This window comes from Acidovorax sp. SUPP3434 (assembly GCF_030159015.1).
In the GTDB taxonomy this organism is placed as follows: domain Bacteria; phylum Pseudomonadota; class Gammaproteobacteria; order Burkholderiales; family Burkholderiaceae_C; genus Paracidovorax.
In genome coordinates, this window is record NZ_BQXL01000006.1 from 156,936 (window position 1) to 175,950 (window position 19,015).

18 protein-coding genes are annotated in these 19,015 nt (G+C 68.1%); 10 read left to right on the forward strand and 8 right to left on the reverse strand.

Annotated elements, in window-relative coordinates; genetic code table 11:
• Positions 1–95: 95 nt before the first annotated feature.
• Entirely contained in the window at positions 96–572 is a 477-nt protein-coding gene (gene bfr, locus AVKW3434_RS12285) for a bacterioferritin (RefSeq protein WP_092744334.1), read from the reverse strand.
• 280 nt (positions 573–852) lie between these two features.
• On the opposite strand from bfr, the gene ahpC reads away from it, so the two are divergent.
• The 4 genes from ahpC (at position 853) to AVKW3434_RS12305 (ending at position 5,911) form a co-directional block, all read left to right on the forward strand.
• Positions 853–1,428 (forward strand): alkyl hydroperoxide reductase subunit C, encoded by a 576-nt coding sequence (gene ahpC / locus AVKW3434_RS12290; RefSeq protein ID WP_272551795.1) that lies wholly within the window; start codon positions 853–855, stop codon positions 1,426–1,428.
• A 177-nt stretch (positions 1,429–1,605) separates the two neighbouring features.
• Entirely contained in the window at positions 1,606–3,174 is a 1,569-nt protein-coding gene (gene ahpF / locus AVKW3434_RS12295; protein WP_284406057.1) for an alkyl hydroperoxide reductase subunit F, read from the forward strand.
• A gap of 309 nt (positions 3,175–3,483) precedes the next feature.
• Complete coding sequence (locus tag AVKW3434_RS12300) at positions 3,484–3,660, forward strand: hypothetical protein (protein WP_284406058.1); 177 nt, start codon at positions 3,484–3,486, stop codon at positions 3,658–3,660.
• Positions 3,661–3,700: 40 nt separating this feature from the next.
• A complete protein-coding gene (locus AVKW3434_RS12305; RefSeq protein WP_284406059.1) occupies positions 3,701–5,911 on the forward strand; it encodes a phosphocholine-specific phospholipase C in 2,211 nt (736 codons plus the stop codon).
• A gap of 176 nt (positions 5,912–6,087) precedes the next feature.
• Here AVKW3434_RS12305 and AVKW3434_RS12310 read toward each other — a convergent pair whose 3' ends face one another.
• Both AVKW3434_RS12310 and AVKW3434_RS12315 read right to left on the reverse strand, forming a co-directional pair.
• Positions 6,088–6,939, reverse strand: a complete 852-nt coding sequence (locus tag AVKW3434_RS12310) for a substrate-binding domain-containing protein (RefSeq protein ID WP_284406060.1) — start codon at positions 6,937–6,939, stop codon at positions 6,088–6,090.
• Between the two features lie 49 nt (positions 6,940–6,988).
• Positions 6,989–7,960: a Bug family tripartite tricarboxylate transporter substrate binding protein gene (locus AVKW3434_RS12315; protein WP_284406061.1), complete on the reverse strand. Its 972-nt coding sequence runs from the start codon at positions 7,958–7,960 to the stop codon at positions 6,989–6,991.
• A 109-nt stretch (positions 7,961–8,069) separates the two neighbouring features.
• On the opposite strand from AVKW3434_RS12315, the gene AVKW3434_RS12320 reads away from it, so the two are divergent.
• Positions 8,070–8,969: a LysR family transcriptional regulator gene (locus tag AVKW3434_RS12320; RefSeq protein ID WP_284406062.1), complete on the forward strand. Its 900-nt coding sequence runs from the start codon at positions 8,070–8,072 to the stop codon at positions 8,967–8,969.
• Between the two features lie 96 nt (positions 8,970–9,065).
• Here the strand turns inward: AVKW3434_RS12320 and AVKW3434_RS12325 are convergent, their stop codons facing one another.
• Positions 9,066–9,578 carry a GAF domain-containing protein gene (locus tag AVKW3434_RS12325; protein ID WP_284406063.1) on the reverse strand — a complete coding sequence of 171 codons (513 nt, stop codon included), beginning with the start codon at positions 9,576–9,578 and terminating at the stop codon, positions 9,066–9,068.
• Positions 9,579–9,884: 306 nt separating this feature from the next.
• Here AVKW3434_RS12325 and AVKW3434_RS12330 point away from each other — a divergent pair, with 306 nt between their 5' ends.
• The gene (locus AVKW3434_RS12330; RefSeq protein ID WP_272568148.1) at positions 9,885–10,226 is read left to right on the forward strand and encodes a hypothetical protein; all 342 of its coding nucleotides are present in this window, start codon (positions 9,885–9,887) and stop codon (positions 10,224–10,226) included.
• Positions 10,227–10,283: 57 nt separating this feature from the next.
• Here the strand turns inward: AVKW3434_RS12330 and AVKW3434_RS12335 are convergent, their stop codons facing one another.
• Positions 10,284–10,595, reverse strand: a complete 312-nt coding sequence (locus AVKW3434_RS12335) for a hypothetical protein (protein WP_284406064.1) — start codon at positions 10,593–10,595, stop codon at positions 10,284–10,286.
• Between the two features lie 34 nt (positions 10,596–10,629).
• A complete protein-coding gene (gene ppsR / locus AVKW3434_RS12340) occupies positions 10,630–11,451 on the reverse strand; it encodes a posphoenolpyruvate synthetase regulatory kinase/phosphorylase PpsR (RefSeq protein ID WP_272568151.1) in 822 nt (273 codons plus the stop codon).
• 218 nt (positions 11,452–11,669) lie between these two features.
• Between ppsR and ppsA the strand changes: the two genes are divergently transcribed.
• From ppsA to AVKW3434_RS12360, 4 genes are all read left to right on the forward strand, one after another.
• Positions 11,670–14,060 carry a phosphoenolpyruvate synthase gene (gene ppsA / locus AVKW3434_RS12345; protein WP_284406065.1) on the forward strand — a complete coding sequence of 797 codons (2,391 nt, stop codon included), beginning with the start codon at positions 11,670–11,672 and terminating at the stop codon, positions 14,058–14,060.
• Positions 14,061–14,079: 19 nt separating this feature from the next.
• Positions 14,080–14,439 carry a DUF4212 domain-containing protein gene (locus AVKW3434_RS12350; protein WP_284406066.1) on the forward strand — a complete coding sequence of 120 codons (360 nt, stop codon included), beginning with the start codon at positions 14,080–14,082 and terminating at the stop codon, positions 14,437–14,439.
• Positions 14,432–16,525: a VC_2705 family sodium/solute symporter gene (locus tag AVKW3434_RS12355; protein WP_284406067.1), complete on the forward strand. Its 2,094-nt coding sequence runs from the start codon at positions 14,432–14,434 to the stop codon at positions 16,523–16,525. The genes AVKW3434_RS12350 and AVKW3434_RS12355 overlap by 8 nt, the downstream gene beginning before the upstream one ends.
• Before the next feature lie 168 nt (positions 16,526–16,693).
• Positions 16,694–17,185 (forward strand): hypothetical protein, encoded by a 492-nt coding sequence (locus tag AVKW3434_RS12360; protein ID WP_284406068.1) that lies wholly within the window; start codon positions 16,694–16,696, stop codon positions 17,183–17,185.
• A 63-nt stretch (positions 17,186–17,248) separates the two neighbouring features.
• Here the strand turns inward: AVKW3434_RS12360 and AVKW3434_RS12365 are convergent, their stop codons facing one another.
• On the reverse strand, positions 17,249–18,328 hold the full coding sequence (locus AVKW3434_RS12365; protein ID WP_284406069.1) for a TIGR03118 family protein: 1,080 nt from the start codon (positions 18,326–18,328) through the stop codon (positions 17,249–17,251).
• Between the two features lie 220 nt (positions 18,329–18,548).
• Positions 18,549–18,908 (reverse strand): FKBP-type peptidyl-prolyl cis-trans isomerase, encoded by a 360-nt coding sequence (locus tag AVKW3434_RS12370; protein ID WP_284406070.1) that lies wholly within the window; start codon positions 18,906–18,908, stop codon positions 18,549–18,551.
• Positions 18,909–19,015: the final 107 nt, after the last annotated feature.

Below are 19,015 nucleotides of genomic sequence, written 5' to 3' on the forward strand. Positions count from 1 at the left end.
CTTTGAGGGGCGGGACCGGCCCGAAAACGAAAAACCGGCCCGAAGGCCGGCTGGAGCGCGGGGTACCCGGGGGCGGGTGCCGGGCGGTCGGGGCGTTATTCGATCTCGCCCATCTGCGACTGCAGGTAGTTCTGCAGCCCGACCTTGGCCAGCAGGTCGATCTGCGTTTCGAGGAAGTCGATGTGCTCTTCGGTGTCGTCCAAGATGCCCTGGAGCAGATCGCGCGAGACATAGTCGCGCACCGTTTCGCAGTGGGCGATGCCGTCCTTGATGGTGGCCTGGGCGCCGCGCTCGGAGCGCAGGTCGCATTCGAGGATCTCGGGCACGTCCTCGCCGACTTGCAGCTTGGCCAGGTCCTGCAGGTTGGGCAGGCCGTCCAGCATGAAGATGCGGTCCATGAGCTTGTCGGCATGCTTCATCTCGCCGATCGACTCTTCGTATTCCTTCTTCGCCAGCTTGTCGAAGCCCCAGTGCTTGAGCATCCGGTAGTGCAGGAAATACTGGTTGATGGCCGTCAGTTCGTTCTTGAGCTGGGCCTGCAGATGCGAAATGACCTGTGCGTCGCCTTGCATGGAGATTCTCCTTGTGTGGGTTTGGGCTGCGATTGTCATGACGCGGGCCATGTGGCGCAAGGCAATCTCCCTGCCCGGGCGGTATGGCTGCGTTTGATGCTGAGTTGTGTTCGCGTTGGGCGTCCTCAGATACAGTCGTTCGCTCCTGCCCACGCCACCGAGCCCCTTGCTTTTTATAGCCTGTGGCAATCGACTTGATGAAGTCAATTAATTGGATTGATGGGTTGGGAGCGCCTAAACTTCAGGTTTTCGTGTTCAGCCATCAACCTAGGAAACAGCAATGTCCCTGATCAATACGCAAGTCCAGCCCTTCAAGACCACCGCTTTCGTGAACCGCGACGGCAAGGGCGACTTCATTGAAGTGACCGAAGCCAACCTCAAGGGCAAGTGGTCCGTCCTGATCTTCATGCCGGCGGCCTTCACCTTCAACTGCCCCACCGAAATCGAAGACGCGGCCGACAACTATGCCGAGTTCCAGAAGGCCGGCGCCGAGGTCTACATCGTGACGACCGACACGCACTTCTCGCACAAGGTGTGGCACGAAACCTCCGACGCCGTCGGCAAGGCCAAGTTCCCCCTGGTGGGCGACCCCACGCACCAGCTGACCAACGCGTTCGGCGTGCACATTCCTGAAGAAGGCCTGGCACTGCGCGGCACGTTCGTGATCAACCCCGATGGCGTGATCAAGACCCAGGAAATCCATTCCAACGAAATCGCCCGCGACGTGTCGGAAACCCTGCGCAAGCTGAAGGCGGCCCAGTTCACCGCCGCCAACCCAGGCCAGGTCTGCCCCGCCAAGTGGAAGGAAGGCGCCAAGACGCTGACGCCTTCCCTGGATCTGGTCGGCAAGATCTAAGCCCCTCGGCCTCCCGCAGGAGCGGGGCGCCCCGGGCGCCCCTGGCCGGACAGCAGCATGGCGTGCGCGCCATGCCGTCCGGCTTTTTTTCGCCCGCTCACCCCCGATTTCTCCGCTCCGTGCCCGGCACTGGCCGCACCGCCCAACGACATAACTCGAATCGCAAAGGACACCACCATGCTCGACGACCAACTCAAAACCCAACTTTCGGCTTACCTGGAGCGCGTGACGCAACCGTTCGAGATCGTGGCGTCCCTGGACGGCAGCGAGGTTTCCACCCAGACCCGCGAACTGCTGGAAATCATCCAGGGCCTGCGCAGCGACAAGATCACCCTGCGCACCGACGGCAACGACGCGCGCAAGCCCTCGTTCAGCCTGCAGCGCGCCGGCACGCAGACCCACCTGCGCTTCGCCGGCCTGCCGCTGGGCCATGAATTCACCTCGCTGGTGCTGGCGTTGCTGTGGACCGGCGGCCACCCCCCGAAGGTGGAGCAGGACGTGGTCGAGCAGATCCAGGCCCTCGATGGCGACTTCGAGTTCGATGTCTACATGAGCCTGACCTGCCACAACTGCCCGGACGTGGTGCAGGCGCTGTCGCTGATGGCCATCCTCAACCCGCGCATCAAGACCACGGTGATCGAAGGCGGCGCCTTCCAGCAGGAAGTGACCGACCGCGAAATCATGGCCGTGCCCATGGTGTTCATGAACGGCCAGGTGTTCGGCTCGGGCCGCATGACCGTGGAAGAGATCGTGGGCAAGCTGGACACCGGCGCGGCGGCGCGCGATGCGGCCAAGCTCTCGGCCAAGGAAGCCTTCGACGTGTTGGTGGTCGGCGGTGGCCCGGCCGGCGCCGCGGCCGCCGTGTATGCCGCCCGCAAGGGCATCCGCACCGGCGTGGCCGCGGAGCGCTTCGGCGGCCAGGTCAACGACACGCTGGACATCGAGAACTACATCTCGATCAGCAAGACGGACGGCCCCAAGTTCGCAGCGGCGCTGGAGCAGCACGTGCACGACTACGAGGTGGACCTGATGAACCTGCAGCGCGCCAAGGCCTTGAAGCCCGCCGCAGCGGAAGGCGGCCTGATCGAAGTCGAGCTGGAAAACGGCGGCACCTTGCGCTCGCGCACCGTCATCCTCTCGACCGGCGCGCGGTGGCGCAACATGAACGTGCCCGGCGAAGACCAGTACCGCACCAAGGGCGTGACCTACTGCCCGCACTGCGACGGACCGCTGTTCAAGGGCAAGCGCGTGGCGGTGATCGGCGGCGGCAACTCCGGCGTGGAGGCGGCCATCGACCTGTCCGGCGTGGTGGCGCACGTCACGCTGCTGGAGTTCGCGGCCGAGCTGAAGGCCGATGCCGTGCTGCAGCGCAAGCTGCGCAGCCTGCCCAACGTGACCGTCATCACCCAGGCGCAGACGACCGAGGTGCTGGGCGACGGCAACCGCGTGACGGGCCTGGCCTACCAGGACCGCGCGAGCGGCGAAGCGAAGCAACTGGCGCTGGAAGGCATCTTCGTGCAGATCGGACTGCTGCCCAACACCCAGTGGCTGCAGGGCACGGTGGAGCTGTCGAAGTTCGGCGAAATCGTGGTGGACTCGCATGGCCGCACCAACGTGCCGGGCGTGTTCGCCGCGGGCGACGTGACCACTGTGCCGTACAAGCAGATCATCATCGCGGCGGGCGAGGGCGCCAAGGCGGCCCTGGGCGCATTCGACCACCTGATCCGCACCACCGCACCGGCGTGATCGCAGGCGCCCGGGCGCTTGGTGGATGACGGGGCGCCCCGCGCTCCGCTCCTTCTTTTCTGTCTTTTCAAAGCACAAGGCGGCCTTCGGGGCCGCCTTGTGCTTTTTGTCGTTCTGCCGTGCGCGGGAGAAGGGCGCCCCTTCCCCAGGAAGGCCACTGCCGTCATGGCGCTGACATGGTGCGGGCGGATCATTCGGGTTGCAGATTCCTGCGTTTATGCACTTTTCTGCAACTGCAAGGCGGTCGCCCCGAAGTTCGGTCTTTGGCCCAGTCCGCCGCTTGATCCACTCGACCCGCGAGACCCTTCCATGACCTTGACCCCTGCAGCCCCCCGATCGCGCCCCCGCTGGGCGCGGCCGCTCTTCATGTTTCTGGCCGGTTCGGCGATGGCGTTGGCCTTGGCGGGCTGCGGCGGCAGTGGCGGAGGCGGCACCTCCGCCGATGCCCCCGGCGCCGAAAAGACCCAGCTGCGCTGCGCCCCTTGATCGCGCACGCCTTCCCCGTCGAACCCACGCAGAGCACACCATGACCATCGATTCCCGGAAACGCAAGTTCCTCCAGGCCGCGGCCGGCACCACCGCGTCCGCCGCGGCGCTGAGCCTGTTCCCGCCCAGCATCCGCCGGGCCCTGGCCATTCCGGCCAACCACCGCACCGGCACGATCCAGGACGTGGAGCACGTCGTGATCGTCATGCAGGAAAACCGCTCCTTCGACCACTACTTCGGCACCTTGCCCGGCGTGCGCGGTTTCGGCGACCGGTTCACCATCCCCGTGGCCGGCGGCCGCAGCGTGTGGCAGCAGCTGGACAAGAACGGCGCGCCCGTGCTGCCCTACCACCTGGACCAGAAGGCCGGCAATGCCCAGCGCGTGAGCGGTACGCCCCACAGTTGGGTCGACGCGCGCAACGCCTGGGACCGCGGCCGCATGCTGGAGTGGGCGCGCTACAAGCAGCCCCAGTCCATGGGCTACTACACGCAGCAGGAGGCCCCGTTCCAGTTCGCCCTGGCCGAAGCCTTCACGGTGTGCGATGCGTACTTCTGCTCGCTGCACGGCGGCACCAATTCCAACCGGCTGTTCCACTGGACCGGCACCAACGGCGCCACGGGCCCCTCCGGCCGGGTGGTGGTGAACAACGCCCTGGACGAGCTCGATTCGGACACCGACATCCGCACCGGCGGCTACGACTGGGCCACCTACCCCGAGCGGCTGCAAAAGGCCGGCGTCTCGTGGATGGTCTACCAGAACATGCCCGACAACTTCACCGACAACCCGCTCTTCGGCTTTCCGCAGTACCGACAGGCCAACCTCGCCTCGGGCAAGCCGGTCTACCACGACCGCGACGTCAACCCCGCCTACGACCGCGCGAGCGACAACGCCGGCAACCCGCTCTACAAGGGCATTGCCAACACCATGCCGGACGGCGGCTTTCTCGGCACCTTCCGCAAGGCGGTGCTCGACGGTTCGCTGCCGCAGGTGTCGTGGGTCGTGCCGCCCGCCACGTACTCCGAACACCCGGGCCCTTCCAGCCCGGTGCAGGGCGGCTGGTACGTGCAGGAGGTGCTCGATGCCCTCACGGCCAATCCCGATGTGTGGAGCAAGACCGTGCTGCTCATCAACTTCGATGAGAACGACGGCTACTTCGACCACCTGCCGCCGCCGTGCGCGCCGTCGCTGGATGCGAGCGGCGGCAAGATCGGCAAGTCCACGCTGAGCGACCGGGACATGGCCTACGAGTACTACACGCACACCCCGGTCCCCGGCACCGGCATGCCGCCGCCCGATGGCGACTGCTACGGCCCTGGGCCGCGCGTGCCGATGTGGGTGATCTCCCCGTGGAGCCGCGGCGGCTGGGTGAATTCGCAGAACTTCGACCACACCTCCGTGCTGCGCTTTCTCGAAGCCCGCTTCGGCGTGCAGGAGCCGCAGATCAGCCCCTACCGCCGCGCGGTGTTCGGCGACCTCACCACGGCCTTCAACTTCGCCACGCCCAACGACGGGCCACTCGCCACGCTGGCCGGCCGCCGCACGCGGGACGATGCCGACGCCCTGCGCGCCGCCCAAGGGGCGCTGCCGCAGATCGCCGTGCCCACGCCGCAGGCCCTGCCGCAGCAGGCCGTGCAGGCCCGGCCCTCGCGCGCGCTGCCGTACGAGCTGCACACCAGCGCCCGGGCGGAGCCGGCCGCGGGCACGGTGCAACTGCTGTTCTCGAACACCGGCAGCAGCGCGGCCGTCTTCCACGTCTACGACCGGCTGCACCTGGACCGCGCCCCGCGCCGCTACGTGGTGGAGGCGGGCAAGCAGCTCGACGACCGCTGGAATGCCGGCTCGGACGATGCGGGCGCCTACGACCTGTGGGTGCTGGGGCCGAACGGGTTCCACCGCAGCTTCGCGGGCCAGCTGGGCGCGCTGCGCGCCCCCGGCGTGCCCCAGCCCGAAGTGCGGGTGTGCTACGACATCGCCAATGGCAACGTGCACCTGACCTTGATGAACGCGGGCGCTGCGGAAGCCGTGCTGCGCGTGCAGGCCCTGGCCTACCGCCAGGACGGCCCCTGGACCGCCACGGTGGCGCCGGGCCAGGCGCAGGACCTGCAGTGGGACCTGGGCGGCAGCGCCCGCTGGTACGACTTCCAGGTCACGTGCAGCGCGCTGCCGGGGTTCGTCCGCCGCTTTGCCGGGCGGGTGGAGACGGGCCGCGACGGCTTCAGCGATCCGGCCATGGGGCAGGGCGGCCGTTGATCGCCAAGGGGGGGCTGCCTGCGCTGCCCGGGTGGGGCGCACCAGCCTCACCGAGGCACCGCCGTGGTGAAATTGCTATATTTTGTATAGCGTAATGCCATAGTGTTTATTGTGCTGGAGGCCGTTTTGGCCTCAGGCCTCTCCAGGGCGATTGCCGGTGCGGACCGCCCGCCCGCTCAGCGCGTGGCCGCGGGCTCCATGCCGGTGCTGCGCACGATCGGGGCGGCGGCCGGCGACGCCAGGAAGCGGATCAGATGGCGGGCGGCATCCGCGTTCTGCGCGCCCTCGGCCACGCCGGCCGAGAAGAACACGCGCTGCTGCACGGCGTCCGGCAAGGGCCCGACGAATTCCAGCTCCTTGAACGGCAGCAATTCGCTCACTTGCTGGAAGCCCAGCTCCGCATCGCCCCGCAGCACCACCGCGCCGACGCGTTCGCTGTAGATCCTGGAGGCCTTGGTCTTCATCGCCTCGGCCACGCCCAGGCGCGGGAACAGTTCGTTGACCAGGTAGGTGCCGCTGGCGCTGGCGGAATAGGCGACCGATTTGGCCTGGAGCAGGGTCTGCTTGAGGGCCTCGGGGCTGCTGATGTCCGGCTTGGGCGTGCCTTTGCGCACGCTCATGCCGATCATGGAGCGGGCCAGGTCGACGCGACTGCCCGCTTGCACCTTGCCCTGCGCCGTCAATTCGTCCAGCCCCGAATCGGCCAGGATCACGATGTCGAACTGCTCGCCCCGCGCCATGCGGCTGGGGATGGAGTCGGGTGCGTTGCCGAGCGATGCGCCGCGCGCCGTGACGACCGTGTGGCCGGTGGCCTGCTCGTACAGCGGCACCAGCTGGTCGTAGGCGGCCGAGAAGCCGCCCGAGGTGACCACGCGGATCTCCGCGGCCTGGGCAGCGGGCGGCGCGGCGCCCCCCAGGGCCAGGCCGAGGCCCAGGGCGGTGCCCAGCAGGGTGCGCAGCACGCGGCGCCGAGCGTTGCTGGGCGTGGCCGTGGTGGGGGACGGTGTGAGCGGGAGGTTGAGCGGCATGTCCTTTGTCTCCTGATTTTTCCGGGGGGAATGCGTCCGGCCTGCCGTCTCAGTCGGCGGTGATCTTGCGTTCGCGGATGATGCGGCCCCACTTGGCATGCTCCGCCGCGATGAATTGGCCGAGTTCTTCGCGGCCCGTGGGGCTGGCGGTCTGCCCGTGTTTGAGCAGGTTGTCGCGCACCTCCGGCGTGTTGAGCACCTTGACGATTTCGGTGTTCCAGCGGTCCAGCAGGGGCTTGGGCGTCTTGGCCGAGGCCACGAAGGCATACCAGTTGGTGGCGTTGAAGCCCGGGTAGGTCTCCGCCACGGTGGGCACGTTGGGCAGGTAGGCCGGGCGCGTCAGGCCGGTGGTCGCCAGGGGAATGAGCTTGCCCGATTCGATGTGGGGCAGGGCCGAAGGCGGTGCGGCGTAGAACGCGGTGACCCGCCCGCCCAGCACGTCCTGCAGCGCCGGGGCGCCCCCTTTGTAGGGAACGTGCAGCGTGTCGATCTTCGCCTCGTCGTTGAGCAGTTCTCCCGCCAGGTGCGCGGCCGAGCCCGGGCCGGTGGAGGCGTAGTCCAGCTTGCCGGGCTCGCGCTTGGCTTTGGCCACGAAATCGCCGAGCGTCTTGATGCCGGTGCTCGCGGGCACCACCAGCACGTTCGGGAAGGCCACGCCCATCGAGATGGGCGCCAGGTCCTTGAGGGGGTCGTAGGCCACCTTCATGAAATGGGGTGCGATGCTCAGTGGCCCGATGGAGCCGAACAGCAGCATGGACCCGTCCGACGGGCCGTTGGCCACCTGGGCATGGGCCAGGTTGCCCCCGGCCCCCGGCTTGTTGTCCACCACCACGCTCTGGCCGATGTTCTCGCCCAGCTTCTTGGCGATGATGCGGGCGGCGATGTCGGCCGAGCCGCCTGCGGCGAAGCCGACCACGAGGGTCACCGGCTTCTTGGGCGGAAAGTCCTGCGCCTGGGCGGTGCTGGCGAGGGGGAAGCTGGCGGCCAGGAAGGCTGCCGCGATGAGGGGGCGTCGTTGCATGGGGTATGTCTCCGGGAAAGCGCCGCCGGGTCGTTGGCCCGGCGATCAAGGGCGCATCGTAGGAGGGGCACAATGATCCGTAAATTGCAATTTACGAAACGACTGTTGCATGCGAAGCATCAAATTCGATCTCAAGGAACTGCAGGCCTTCGTCGTCACCGCGGACCAGTCCAGCTTCCGCGTGGCGGCCGAGATCCTGTGCCTGTCCGCCCCGGCCTTGAGCCGGCGGGTGGAGCGGCTGGAATCCGCGCTCGGTGCCCGGCTGCTGGAGCGGACCACCCGCACGGTGGAGCTGACCGCCATGGGCCAGGAGTTCCTGCACGAGGCGCGCATGGCATTGACCGGGCTGGACGAGGCGGTCCAGCGCTTCGGCGACCAGGTGCAGTTGCGCCGGGGCCGCGTGACCATCGCCTGCGTTCCGTCCGTGGCCAACCACCTGCTTCCGCGGGCGCTGCAGGCCTTCGCACAGGCGCTGCCCGACGTGCAGGTGCACGTGATCGACGAGAACGCCCAGCAGGTGCTGGAAGCCGTGGCCCGCGGCGAGGCGGACTTCGGCCTGAGCTTCACCGGCACCCAGGAGTCGGCGCTGCTGTTCCAGCCGCTGCTGCGCGAACGCTACGTGCTGGCCATGCCGCGCAGCCACGCCTGGGCGCAGCGCAACGAGGTGCGTTGGGAGGAACTGGCCGGCCAGCGGCTGGTGTCGGTCTCCAGCCGCAGCAGCAACCGCCTGCTGCTGGACCAGGCCATGGCGGAACTGCCGAATCCTCCCGTCGCCTGGTACGAATGCAACCATGTGACCGGCGCGCTGGCCCTCGTCGAGGCCGGGTTGGGGCTGGCGGCCTTGCCGCAGTTGGCGCTGTCGCCCGCGCATTCCCAGGTGTGCGGCGTGCCGCTGACCGGGCCCGACCTGTGGCGCACCCTGGGGCTGCTGCAGCGGCGCTCGCGCGAACTCAGCCCGGTGGCCGAGGCCCTGCGGCAGCGCCTGCTGCAGATGCATGCCGCGGTCTGACGCGGCCGATTGCACTCGAAGGGCAGGGCATTTGGCGGCCGGCATGCATCTGCTGCCCCGATGGCCCGGCGGTGCCGCATTCGGCGCCAGGCTTGCTCAAGCCCGCGCCGAACCCGGCGCCAGCCGCGCGGCCAGCAGGTTGGCCGTGTAACGCAGCCGGTCGATGTCCGCATCGGCACGAACGCCGCGGCTGAAGCAGCACAACGTGCCATACACCGCCCCGCCGGACAGGCGCACCGGCGTGCTCAGATGGGTGCCGATGGGGAACCCCGGGTCCGGCGCCTTGCCGGACGCGATGTAGGGCGCGGCATCTTCCATCCGCTCCGGCAACCGGCCTTCGACCACCCGTTGGCACCAGCTTTCTTCGACCGGGTCGGACCGGCCCACTTCCACCGGCGAGAAATCCGGCGCGCTGTCCACGGCCATGATGGTGCGGTGGTCGGCCGTGAGCTGGGACACGAAGGCGACGTCCATGCCCAGCCGCGTGCGCAGCAGTTTCAGCACCTCCGGAACGGCGGCAGGAAGCTCAGGGTCGGCGGAATCGCTGGTGGCGACCAGCAGCTCGCAAATCTTGACGTCGAGGTCGTCGGGGTTGTAGTCCAAAAGCATGCCTGCCAGTCTAAGCCAGCGCTGCGCCCGACTGCGCACCGGGCCCGAAGGACACCATTCGTTTGAGAATTATTCTCATATACTGTGCTGCAGCCAGCCAGGCGCCACCCGTGGGGTGCAGCGCTCCGAGCCAGCGCTTTCGTTTCCCAAATGATCCAGGTCTGCGCCCGTTCGCATGGCGCATCCGCTGTCCGGTCCGTGGATGGTGGATTCCGCGTGCGGTGTCGTTGGCTCTCCGGGCCGCAAGCTGCCCGCGGTGTGGCGATGGCTGGCCTGGTCTGTTGCAATTCCGAAGGAGGCTTGACCATGGCTGCCGATGCACCGCGCCCGGACACTGAAAACCCCACCGACGAGGAATACCGCCTGCCCTGCACCGAGGCGCTGCTGGCCAGCACGATGGCGCTCATGACGGGCCACGCGCACACCGCCGAGGCCCCGTATCGCGATGCCATGGCCCGCAAGATCATTGTGAACCTACAGGCCCTGTCGCAGATGCCGGGGCTGACCTCGCACTTTCGCACCATGCTGCGCAGCCTGCAGACCCACTGGACCCCGGGGCCGGAGCGCCGTGCGGCAGCGCAAGAAAACCGCGACCCCGAGCCCCGCCCCCAGGCCCTGTGGCACGCGGCGCCGGAGGCGGTGCAGTAGGCCAGCGGTCCTGTCGCGCCTTTGGTAGAAGCGGGCCGGATCTCGGGCCTCTTCGACTCAGCCGGCCATCTTGATCGCCAGGATCGCCAGGCCAAGCAGAACGAGCACCACGGGCAGAACGCGGGCCCGTGGCCGGGAGGCCTTCGCCGCGATGGCGATCTGCACCATTGCGACAAGGGCAAAGATCGCACCCGCTGCCACGATGGCATTGCCCGACCCGTTTTCGATGGCGTTGGCGGGAATGGACGGGTCCATCCCGTGCATGAAGTCGTATGGATTTCGTGGCACAAGCGCCATGATCAGCAGGCCCAGGATGGACGCTGCATGCAGGGTGATCCGCAACGGTTTGTTCATGGGTTGCGGATTCATTGTTTGCCTTTGGCGAACTCGCCGCGGTTCAGATTCAATACACCAGCCGCTCGGGACGCACTTCCTGCAGGATGGTCGTGGCGATTTCCTCGATGCTTTTGGTGGTCGTGGACAGCCACCGGATGCCCGCGCGCCGCATCATCGCCTCGGCCTCGGACACCTCGTTGCGGCAGTTGTCCAGCGCCGCGTACCGGGAGTTGGGGCGCCGTTCGTTGCGGATCTGCGAAAGCCGCTCGGGCTGGATCGTCAGCCCGAAGATCTTCTTGCGGTGCGGCTCCAGCGCCGGGGGCAGCTGGCGCCGCTCGAAGTCCTCGGGAATCAGCGGGTAGTTGGCCACCTTCAGGCCGCACTGCATGGCCAGGTACAGGCTGGTGGGGGTCTTGCCGCTGCGCGACACGCCCACCAGGATCACGTCGGCACCGGCCAGGTCGCGGTGGCTCTGGCCGTCGTCGTGGTCCAGGCTGAAGTTGATCGCCTCGATGCGGTCGGTGTATTCCTTGCTCAGGCTCACGTCGGAAAAACGCCCCACGCGGTGGTGCGACTTGGTGCCCAGTTCGGTCTCCAGCGGCCGGATGAAGGTACCGAACATGTCCAGCAGCATGCCCTTGCAGCCTTCCTGGATGACGCGCAGCACGCCCATGTTGACCAAGGTGGTGAAGACGATGGGCTTCTTGCCCTCCACGTCCGCCGTGTGGTTGATCTGCCGCACGGCCTGGTGCGCCTTGTCCTCGGTGTCGATGAAGGGCAGGCGCACGTGGCGCGGCTTCATGTCGAACTGGGCCAGGATGGCGTTGCCGAAGGTTTCGGCCGTGATGCCGGTGCCGTCGGAGATGAAGAAAACGGTGCGCGTGTGCATGGGCAGGGGTTCCGAAGAAGGGGGACGATCCGTCAGCCCGCCGCCAGCGCGGCCGCGCAGGGCAAGCCTACAATGGCGCCCATTATCCAAATTCTCACCATGCACCCCGGCGGCCCACAACCACAACACCAAAGCCGAACGCCGTGCATGGGCGCTCGCCCGCGATTGCTCCCCCGGAGCGCAGGCGCAGACCCAGTTTCAACTTCTGGAGCTATCCCATGTCTGCACTCTTCAACGCGACCGCCCTGGTCGTTCCGTTTGAAAACCTGAGAATGACCGACGTCGAGTCGGTGGGCGGCAAAAACGCCTCCCTCGGCGAGATGATCTCCCAGCTGCCCCAGGGCGTTCGCGTTCCCACGGGCTTTGCCACCACCGCCCACGCGTTCCGCCAGTTCCTCGCCCACGACGGCCTGGCCGACAAGATCAGCAAGCGCCTCGCCGCGCTGGACACCGAAGACGTGCGCGCCCTGGCCGCTGCCGGCGCCGAGATCCGTGCCATGGTCGAGGCCCAGCCGTTCCCGGCCGACCTGCAGCAGGCGATCGCCGAAGCCTTCGCAAAACTGTCCGAAGGCAACCCCCAGGCGAGCTTCGCCGTGCGTTCGTCCGCCACGGCGGAAGACCTGCCCGACGCCTCGTTCGCGGGCCAGCAGGAAACCTTTCTCAACGTGGTCGGCATCGACGACGTGCTGCACAAGATGAAGGAGGTGTTCGCCTCCCTGTACAACGACCGCGCCATCAGCTACCGCGTGCACAAGGGCTTCGCGCACGACGTGGTCGCCCTGTCGGCCGGCGTGCAGCGCATGGTGCGCTCCGACCTGGGTGCGGCGGGCGTGATGTTCACCATCGACACCGAGTCCGGCTTCGAAAAGGTGGTCTTCATCACCAGCAGCTACGGCCTGGGCGAGACGGTGGTGCAGGGCGCCGTCAACCCCGACGAGTTCTATGTGCACAAGCCCATGCTCCAGGCGGGCAACAAGGCCGTGATCCGCCGCAACCTGGGCTCCAAGCTGGTGCAGATGGTCTTCGCCTCGGCCGAGGAGAAGGCCGCCACCGGCAAGCTGGTCAAGACGGTGGACGTGGCGACCGAGCAGCGCAACCGCTTCTCCCTGTCCGATGCCGACGTGGAGCAACTGGCCCATTACGCCCTGGTGATCGAGCAGCATTACGGCCGCCCGATGGACATCGAATGGGGCAAGGACGGCACCGACGGCCTGCTCTACATCCTGCAGGCCCGTCCCGAGACGGTGAAGAGCCAGTCCAAGGGCCAGGCCGAGCAGCGCTTCAAGCTGAAAGGCACCGGCACCGTGCTGGCCGAAGGCCGTGCCATCGGCCAGAAGATCGGCACCGGCCCCGTGCGCCTGGTGAGCGACATCGCCGAAATGGACAAGGTGCAACCCGGCGACGTGCTGGTCACCGACATGACCGATCCCAACTGGGAGCCCGTGATGAAGCGCGCCAGCGCCATCGTCACCAACCGCGGCGGGCGCACCTGCCACGCGGCCATCATCGCGCGTGAACTGGGCATTCCTGCCGTGGTGGGCTGCGGCGACGCCACCAGCCTGCTCAAGGACGGCACGCTGGTGACGGTGAGCTGCGCAGAGGGCGACACCGGCAAGATCTACGACGGCCTGCTGGAAACCGAAGTGACCGAAGTGCAGCGCGGCGAAATGCCCAAGATCGGCACCAAGATCATGATGAACGTGGGCAACCCGCAACTGGCCTTCGACTTCTGCCAGTTGCCCAACGACGGCGTGGGCCTGGCCCGGCTGGAGTTCATCATCAACAACAACATCGGCGTGCACCCCAAGGCCATCCTGGACTACCCCGCCGTCGATGCCGACCTGAAGAAGGCCGTGGAATCGGTGGCACGCGGCCATGCCTCGCCCCGCGCGTTCTACGTGGACAAGGTGGCCGAGGGCGTGGCCACCATCGCCGCGGCCTTCTGGCCCAAGCCGGTGATCGTGCGCCTGTCGGACTTCAAGAGCAACGAGTACCGCAAGCTCATCGGCGGCAGCCGCTACGAGCCCGAGGAAGAGAACCCGATGCTGGGCTTCCGTGGCGCGGCGCGCTACATCAGCGCCGATTTCGGTGAGGCGTTCGCGATGGAGTGCGACGCCATCAAGCGCGTGCGCGGCGAGATGGGCCTGACCAACGTGCAGGTGATGGTGCCCTTCGTGCGCACGCTGGGCCAGGCCGACAAGGTCACCCAGCTGCTGGCCAAGCATGGCCTGAAGCGCGGCGAGGCCGAGCTGAAGGTCATCATGATGTGCGAGGTGCCCAGCAACGCCGTGCTGGCGGACGAGTTCCTGCAGTACTTCGATGGCTTCTCGATCGGCTCCAACGACCTGACCCAACTCACGCTGGGGCTGGACCGCGACTCGGGGCTCGAGCTGCTCGCGCAGGACTTCGACGAACGCGATCCCGCCGTGCTGGCCCTGCTGTCGCGCGCCATCGCCGCCTGCAAGGCCCAGGGCAAGTACGTGGGCATCTGCGGACAGGGCCCCAGCGACCACCCGGACTTCGCCGAGTGGCTGGCCAAGGAAGGCATCTCGTCGATCTCGCTCAACCCCGACAGCGTGATCGCCACCTGGCAGCAACTGGCCCGCTGACGGCCCCGGTCCGGCCACCATGCCCACGCGCCCATCGGCGATCGAGGAGCCCGGGGCCGGACATCCCTTTCCGCCCGACCTGCACGATGCCCGCCACCTCTGGCTGAAGGCGGGCCTGCTGCTGGCCTGGGCCGCGGTGTCCTTCGGGGCCTGCTACTTCGCCCGCGACCTGCAGTTCATGGTGGTGGGCGGCTGGCCGCTGGGGTACTGGATCGCGTCGCAGGGCGCGGTGCTGGTGTTCATCGGCATCGTGGCGATCTACTGCGCGGCGATGAACCATTTCGAACGGCAGGACGCGAACGCGGCGGCCGGTGCGGACACGCCGCCGTCCACCCCCGACGCGCCGGGCCCGGGCGCTCCCGGCAAGCCGCATGGCTGACGCGCCGCCGCAAGCTGCCTACGGCCGGCGGCTGCGCCGCATCCTCGCGCTCTACGTGGCCGGGGTGATCGCCTTCCTGGCCGTCATGGCCTGGGCCGAGCAGCGCGGCCTGTCGCGCCACTGGATCGGCCCCATCTTCCTGTTCCTGTCCGTCATGGTCTATGCGGCCATCGGCGTGTACGGGCGCACGACCGATGCCGACGAGTACTACGTCGCGGGGCGCCGCATTCCGCCCGTGTACAACGGCATGGCGGCGGCGGCCGACTGGATGAGCGCGGCCTCGTTCATCAGCCTGTCGGGCGCGCTGTACCTGCAGGGCTTCTCGGGCGTTCCGGGGCAGGCCGGCGGGCTGGCCTATCTGCTGGGCTGGACGGGCGGGTTCTGCCTCGTGGCGCTGCTGATCGCGCCGCACCTGCGGGCCATGAACCTCTACACCATCCCGGAGTTTTTTCAGGTGCGTTTCGGCGGGCGCTGGCCGCGCGTGATCGCAGCGCTTGCGGCCGTGCTGTGCTCGTTCACCTACGTGGTGGCGCAGATCTACGGCGTGGGCCTGATCGCCTCGCGGCTCACGGGCGTGCAGTTCGAGATCGGCATCATGCTGGGACTGGGCGGGGTGCTGCTGTGCTCCTTCCTGGGGGGCATGCGCGCCATCACCTGGACGCAGGTGGCGCAGTACGTGATGCTGCTGCTCGCGTTCCTCATTCCCGTCTCCTGGCTGGCCTACAAGCAGCTGGGCAATCCCCTGGCGCCGCTGGTGTATGGCACCCAGATCGGCAAGATCGCCGACATGGAGGCCCGGCTGCTCGCCGACCCCGCGGAGCGGCAGGTGGTTGCCGCCTACCAGGCGCGGGCCCAGGAGCTGCAGGCCCGGCTGCAGGATGTGGGCGCGGCGCTGGAGCGCGAGCGCGAAGCGGCCCGCCAGCGCATCCGCCAGCTGCGCGACCAGAACGCGGACGTCGGCCTCATCGTGGCGGCCAGCCGGGAGCTGGCCACCATGCCGCGCGACGAGGACACGGCCCGCGAGCGCTGGAGCCGCGAGATGCGCGAGAGCGAAGAGCGCGCCCGCCCGCTGGGCGGCCTGCCCGCGCACAGCCAGCCCTACGTGGGCGACCCGGACGGCCCGCCCGAGGCGCAGCGGGCGTACGAGGACACCCGGCGCAATTTCCTCGCGCTGATGTTCTGCCTCATGGTGGGCACGGCCGGGCTGCCGCACCTGCTCACGCGCTACTACACCGTGCCCTCGGTGGCGGCTGCGCGCTCTTCGGTGGCTTGGTCGCTGTTCTTCATCGCGCTGCTGTACCTCAGCGCGCCGGCGCTGGCGGTGCTGGTGAAGTTCGAGGTCATGAGCAACCTGGTCGGCAGCCCGTTCGATGCGCTGCCCAACTGGATCGGGCAGTGGGCACGGGTGGATGCGGCGCTGCTGTCGGTGGAAGACGTGAACGGCGACGGCATCGTGCAGTTCGGCGAGATCCGCTTCGGCGCCGACCTCATCATGCTGGCCACGCCCGAACTGGGCGGGCTGCCGTATGTGATCTCGGGGCTGGTCGCCGCGGGCGGGCTGGCGGCGGCGCTTTCCACGGCCGATGGCCTGCTGCTCACCATCAGCAATGCGCTGGTGCGCGATCTGTACTTTCACGAGACGGGCCGCAGGGCTTCGCCCGAGCAGCGCGTGATCCTGACCAAGTTCACCCTGCTGGCGGTGGCGCTGTCCGCCGCGTTCGTGGCGGCGCTCAAGCGCTCGGAGATCCTGCCCATGGTGTCGGCCTCGTTCTCGCTCGCCGCCTCGGCCTTCGTGCCGGCGATGGTGCTGGGCATCTTCTGGCGCGGCGCCACGCGGCAGGGCGCGGTGGCCGGCATGCTGTGCGGGCTGGGCGTGACCGTGTACTACCTGCTGTCGCATGTGGAGGCCGTGCGCGCCGTGGTGCCTGCCGTGCTGCTGGCGGACGGCCTGTGGTTCGGCATCCAGCCGATCTCGGCCGGCGTGTTCGGCGTGCCGGTGGGCCTTGCGACCGCGTGGCTGGTGAGCCTGCTCACGCGGGCGCCGGGGGCAGGGCCGTCGGTCCATTCGCGCCTGCCGGGGATGTGAACGGCATGTGCGCGCGCCACGGCGCGCGGTGGGGCTCGCGGCGAAGCGGGACGGGATGGTGGTTATGGATAAACCCGGATTCACAAAGCCCCGACCGCGTGCGACGCTGCGCCCAACCATCGGCCGGGCGCGTGTCCCCGACGCCGCCGAACACGATCAGGGGGAACCGTGCTACTCGTCAAGACATCTGCAGGCCATCTGGCCCTCAAGGACCGCCACGGCGCGCTGACCTCGCGGCAGCGTTCGGCCTTCATCCTGTTCGATGGCAAGCGCACGCTGGCGCAGGTGCTGGCGGCCACCGCGACCATGGGCATCGGCATGGACGACGTGCTGGCGATGGTCGGGCAGGGCCTGCTGTCGTTGCCGGACGGCAGTGCGCCGGACCTGCAGAACGCGTCGCCCGAGGGCATGCCGTCCCCGGCGGGCGCACCGGGCGCGGCCCCGGCAACGGGCGAGGCATCCTCGCCCATGGAGCGCTACCAGGCGGCCTATCCGATCGCCACGGAAATCACGTCCAGCCTGGGGCTGCGCGGCTTTCGGCTGAACCTGGCGGTCGAGGGCGCACGCAGTTTCGACGACCTCGCCGCACTGGCGCCGAAGATCCGCGAACTGGTGGGCGATGAAAAATACCGGCGCCTGGAGCGGGCGCTGTTCGGCTGACCGGCCTCGCGCAGCGGGCCGGTCCTGACGCAGCGCCGGGGCGATGCGGCAGGAAGGCGCGGATCAGGGCTGCACGTCCACGCGGCCGTAGGCGCCGTTCACGCCCTTGTTCGGTCCCGCCACATAGAACAGCGTGTTCAGCGGCTGCTGGTTCAGGCCGTTGCCGAACGCGATGCCGCGCACGCCGTCCAGTTGCAGGGTCGTTCCGTCCTTTTGCGCCAGGGCGCCGTTCCATTCGCCCGTTGCGGGGTCGAACGCCTGCAGCGTGCCGTCGCCTTCATTGGCGACGATCAGGCGGCTGCTGGCCCCGGCGAAGTTGCCAGGCGCCTGGGCGATGCCCCAGGGCGCGTTGAGTGTGGCGCCGGGCGTGACGATGCGCTGCGCCAGGGTGCCGTCGGTGTTGAAGGCGTTCAGCGCGCCCAGGCCGGCGCCGGCCACGGCATTGCGCCGGTTGGCGTCCTGCTGCGCATAGGTCACGTAGATGCGCGTGCCGATGGTCTGGATGCCGTAGGGCGCGTAGTTGGCCGGCAGCTGCGGATCGGCGAAGCTGCCCGCCAGCTGCACCTTCTGGAAGCTGGTGTTGAACACGTCGACCTTGTTGTTGCGGAAGTCGGTGGCGTACAGGAAGTCCGCGCCGTTGCGGGTGGCCACGGCCAGGCCCTTGTAGACCGCGCCGCCGCCGTCCCGGTAGGTCACGATGGCATTGGCCAGATCGGCTGCGGGGCTCCAGCCGGAGAGGCTGCCGTCCTCGCTGGAAAACACGAAGCGGCTGGGGCCGGTCACGCCGTTCTTGGTGACCGGGAAGCTGCTGGTGCCGCTGAAGATGATGCCGGTGGGGTTGGCCGGAGCGCTGCCGGCCGGGGGCACGGTCACCACCAGGGCCTGCGGCACGCCGTTGCCGTCATAGAGCGTGGACTTCTGCGTGGCCGTGGCAGTCACCCAGACGAAGCCGTTCGGGTTGAAGGCGATGCCCCAGCCGTTCTTCAGGTTGGCATCGGTCTGCGTGCCTGCAATGCTGCCGTCGGACACCACGGCCTTGGCCGTGAAGGAGGTGACCGTCGGCGGGGCGTCGCTCCCGCCGCAGCCGGCCAGCACCAACGCCGTCGCCGGCACCGCACCCCACAAGATTCTGGATATTTTCAAGATTGCTCCGTTGGAAGATCGCAGTCATTTTTCTGCCGTCGTGAGTGCGGGCTGCGTTGCCAAAGGTTGCGGGGAGCGGGGAAAAGAAAATGAAAGCGCGAGCGGGCAGGCAAGGGCGCCCCAGATGGAAAAGGGCTGTGCCTTCTTGCGAAGGCACAGCCCTTTGGGGGGAGGCAGCGCCCACCGGGCGCCGGTCTCGGTGCGGATCGCGCCGCGCCGATCAGCCGCCGACGCCGAGCAGCTCGACGTCGAACTTCAGCGTGGCGTTCGGCGGGATCACGCCACCGGCGCCGCGGGCACCGTAGCCCAGGGCGGCGGGAATGATCAGCGTGCGCTGACCGCCCACCTTCATGCCCTGCACGCCTTCGTCCCAGCCCTTGATCACCATGCCGGCGCCCAGGCCGAACTCGAACGGATCGTTGCGGTCGCGGCTGGAGTCGAACTTGGCGCCTTGCTCGCCGTTGTTGTAGAGCCAGCCGGTGTAGTGCACGCTGACGTGGTTGCCGCGCGTGGCCTCGGCGCCTTCGCCCACGGCGGTGTCTTCGTATTGCAGGCCGGAGGGGGTGGTGATGAATGCCATGGGTGTTCCTTTCGAAGTGCTACTGAAATGATAGCTATATGCCCTAGTGCTTATTGCGCTGGAGCCCTAAAAGACCAAACCCGCGCAGTGCGCGGGTCGGGCAGGGT

Excerpts from the sequence above, each read along its gene's own strand:
- AVKW3434_RS12335 (WP_284406064.1), bottom strand. The coding sequence starts at position 10,595 with ATGAATCCGCAACCCATGAACAAACCGTTGCGGATCACCCTGCATGCA.
- AVKW3434_RS12370 (WP_284406070.1), bottom strand. The coding sequence starts at position 18,908 with ATGGCATTCATCACCACCCCCTCCGGCCTGCAATACGAAGACACCGCC.
- ppsR (WP_272568151.1), bottom strand. The coding sequence starts at position 11,451 with ATGCACACGCGCACCGTTTTCTTCATCTCCGACGGCACCGGCATCACG.
- AVKW3434_RS12310 (WP_284406060.1), bottom strand. The coding sequence starts at position 6,939 with ATGCCGCTCAACCTCCCGCTCACACCGTCCCCCACCACGGCCACGCCC.
- AVKW3434_RS12305 (WP_284406059.1), top strand. The coding sequence starts at position 3,701 with ATGACCATCGATTCCCGGAAACGCAAGTTCCTCCAGGCCGCGGCCGGC.
- AVKW3434_RS12320 (WP_284406062.1), top strand. The coding sequence starts at position 8,070 with ATGCGAAGCATCAAATTCGATCTCAAGGAACTGCAGGCCTTCGTCGTC.
- ppsA (WP_284406065.1), top strand. The coding sequence starts at position 11,670 with ATGTCTGCACTCTTCAACGCGACCGCCCTGGTCGTTCCGTTTGAAAAC.
- AVKW3434_RS12330 (WP_272568148.1), top strand. The coding sequence starts at position 9,885 with ATGGCTGCCGATGCACCGCGCCCGGACACTGAAAACCCCACCGACGAG.
- bfr (WP_092744334.1), bottom strand. The coding sequence starts at position 572 with ATGCAAGGCGACGCACAGGTCATTTCGCATCTGCAGGCCCAGCTCAAG.
- AVKW3434_RS12350 (WP_284406066.1), top strand. The coding sequence starts at position 14,080 with ATGCCCACGCGCCCATCGGCGATCGAGGAGCCCGGGGCCGGACATCCC.
- ahpC (WP_272551795.1), top strand. The coding sequence starts at position 853 with ATGTCCCTGATCAATACGCAAGTCCAGCCCTTCAAGACCACCGCTTTC.
- AVKW3434_RS12300 (WP_284406058.1), top strand. The coding sequence starts at position 3,484 with ATGACCTTGACCCCTGCAGCCCCCCGATCGCGCCCCCGCTGGGCGCGG.
- ahpF (WP_284406057.1), top strand. The coding sequence starts at position 1,606 with ATGCTCGACGACCAACTCAAAACCCAACTTTCGGCTTACCTGGAGCGC.
- AVKW3434_RS12315 (WP_284406061.1), bottom strand. The coding sequence starts at position 7,960 with ATGCAACGACGCCCCCTCATCGCGGCAGCCTTCCTGGCCGCCAGCTTC.
- AVKW3434_RS12325 (WP_284406063.1), bottom strand. The coding sequence starts at position 9,578 with ATGCTTTTGGACTACAACCCCGACGACCTCGACGTCAAGATTTGCGAG.
- AVKW3434_RS12355 (WP_284406067.1), top strand. The coding sequence starts at position 14,432 with ATGGCTGACGCGCCGCCGCAAGCTGCCTACGGCCGGCGGCTGCGCCGC.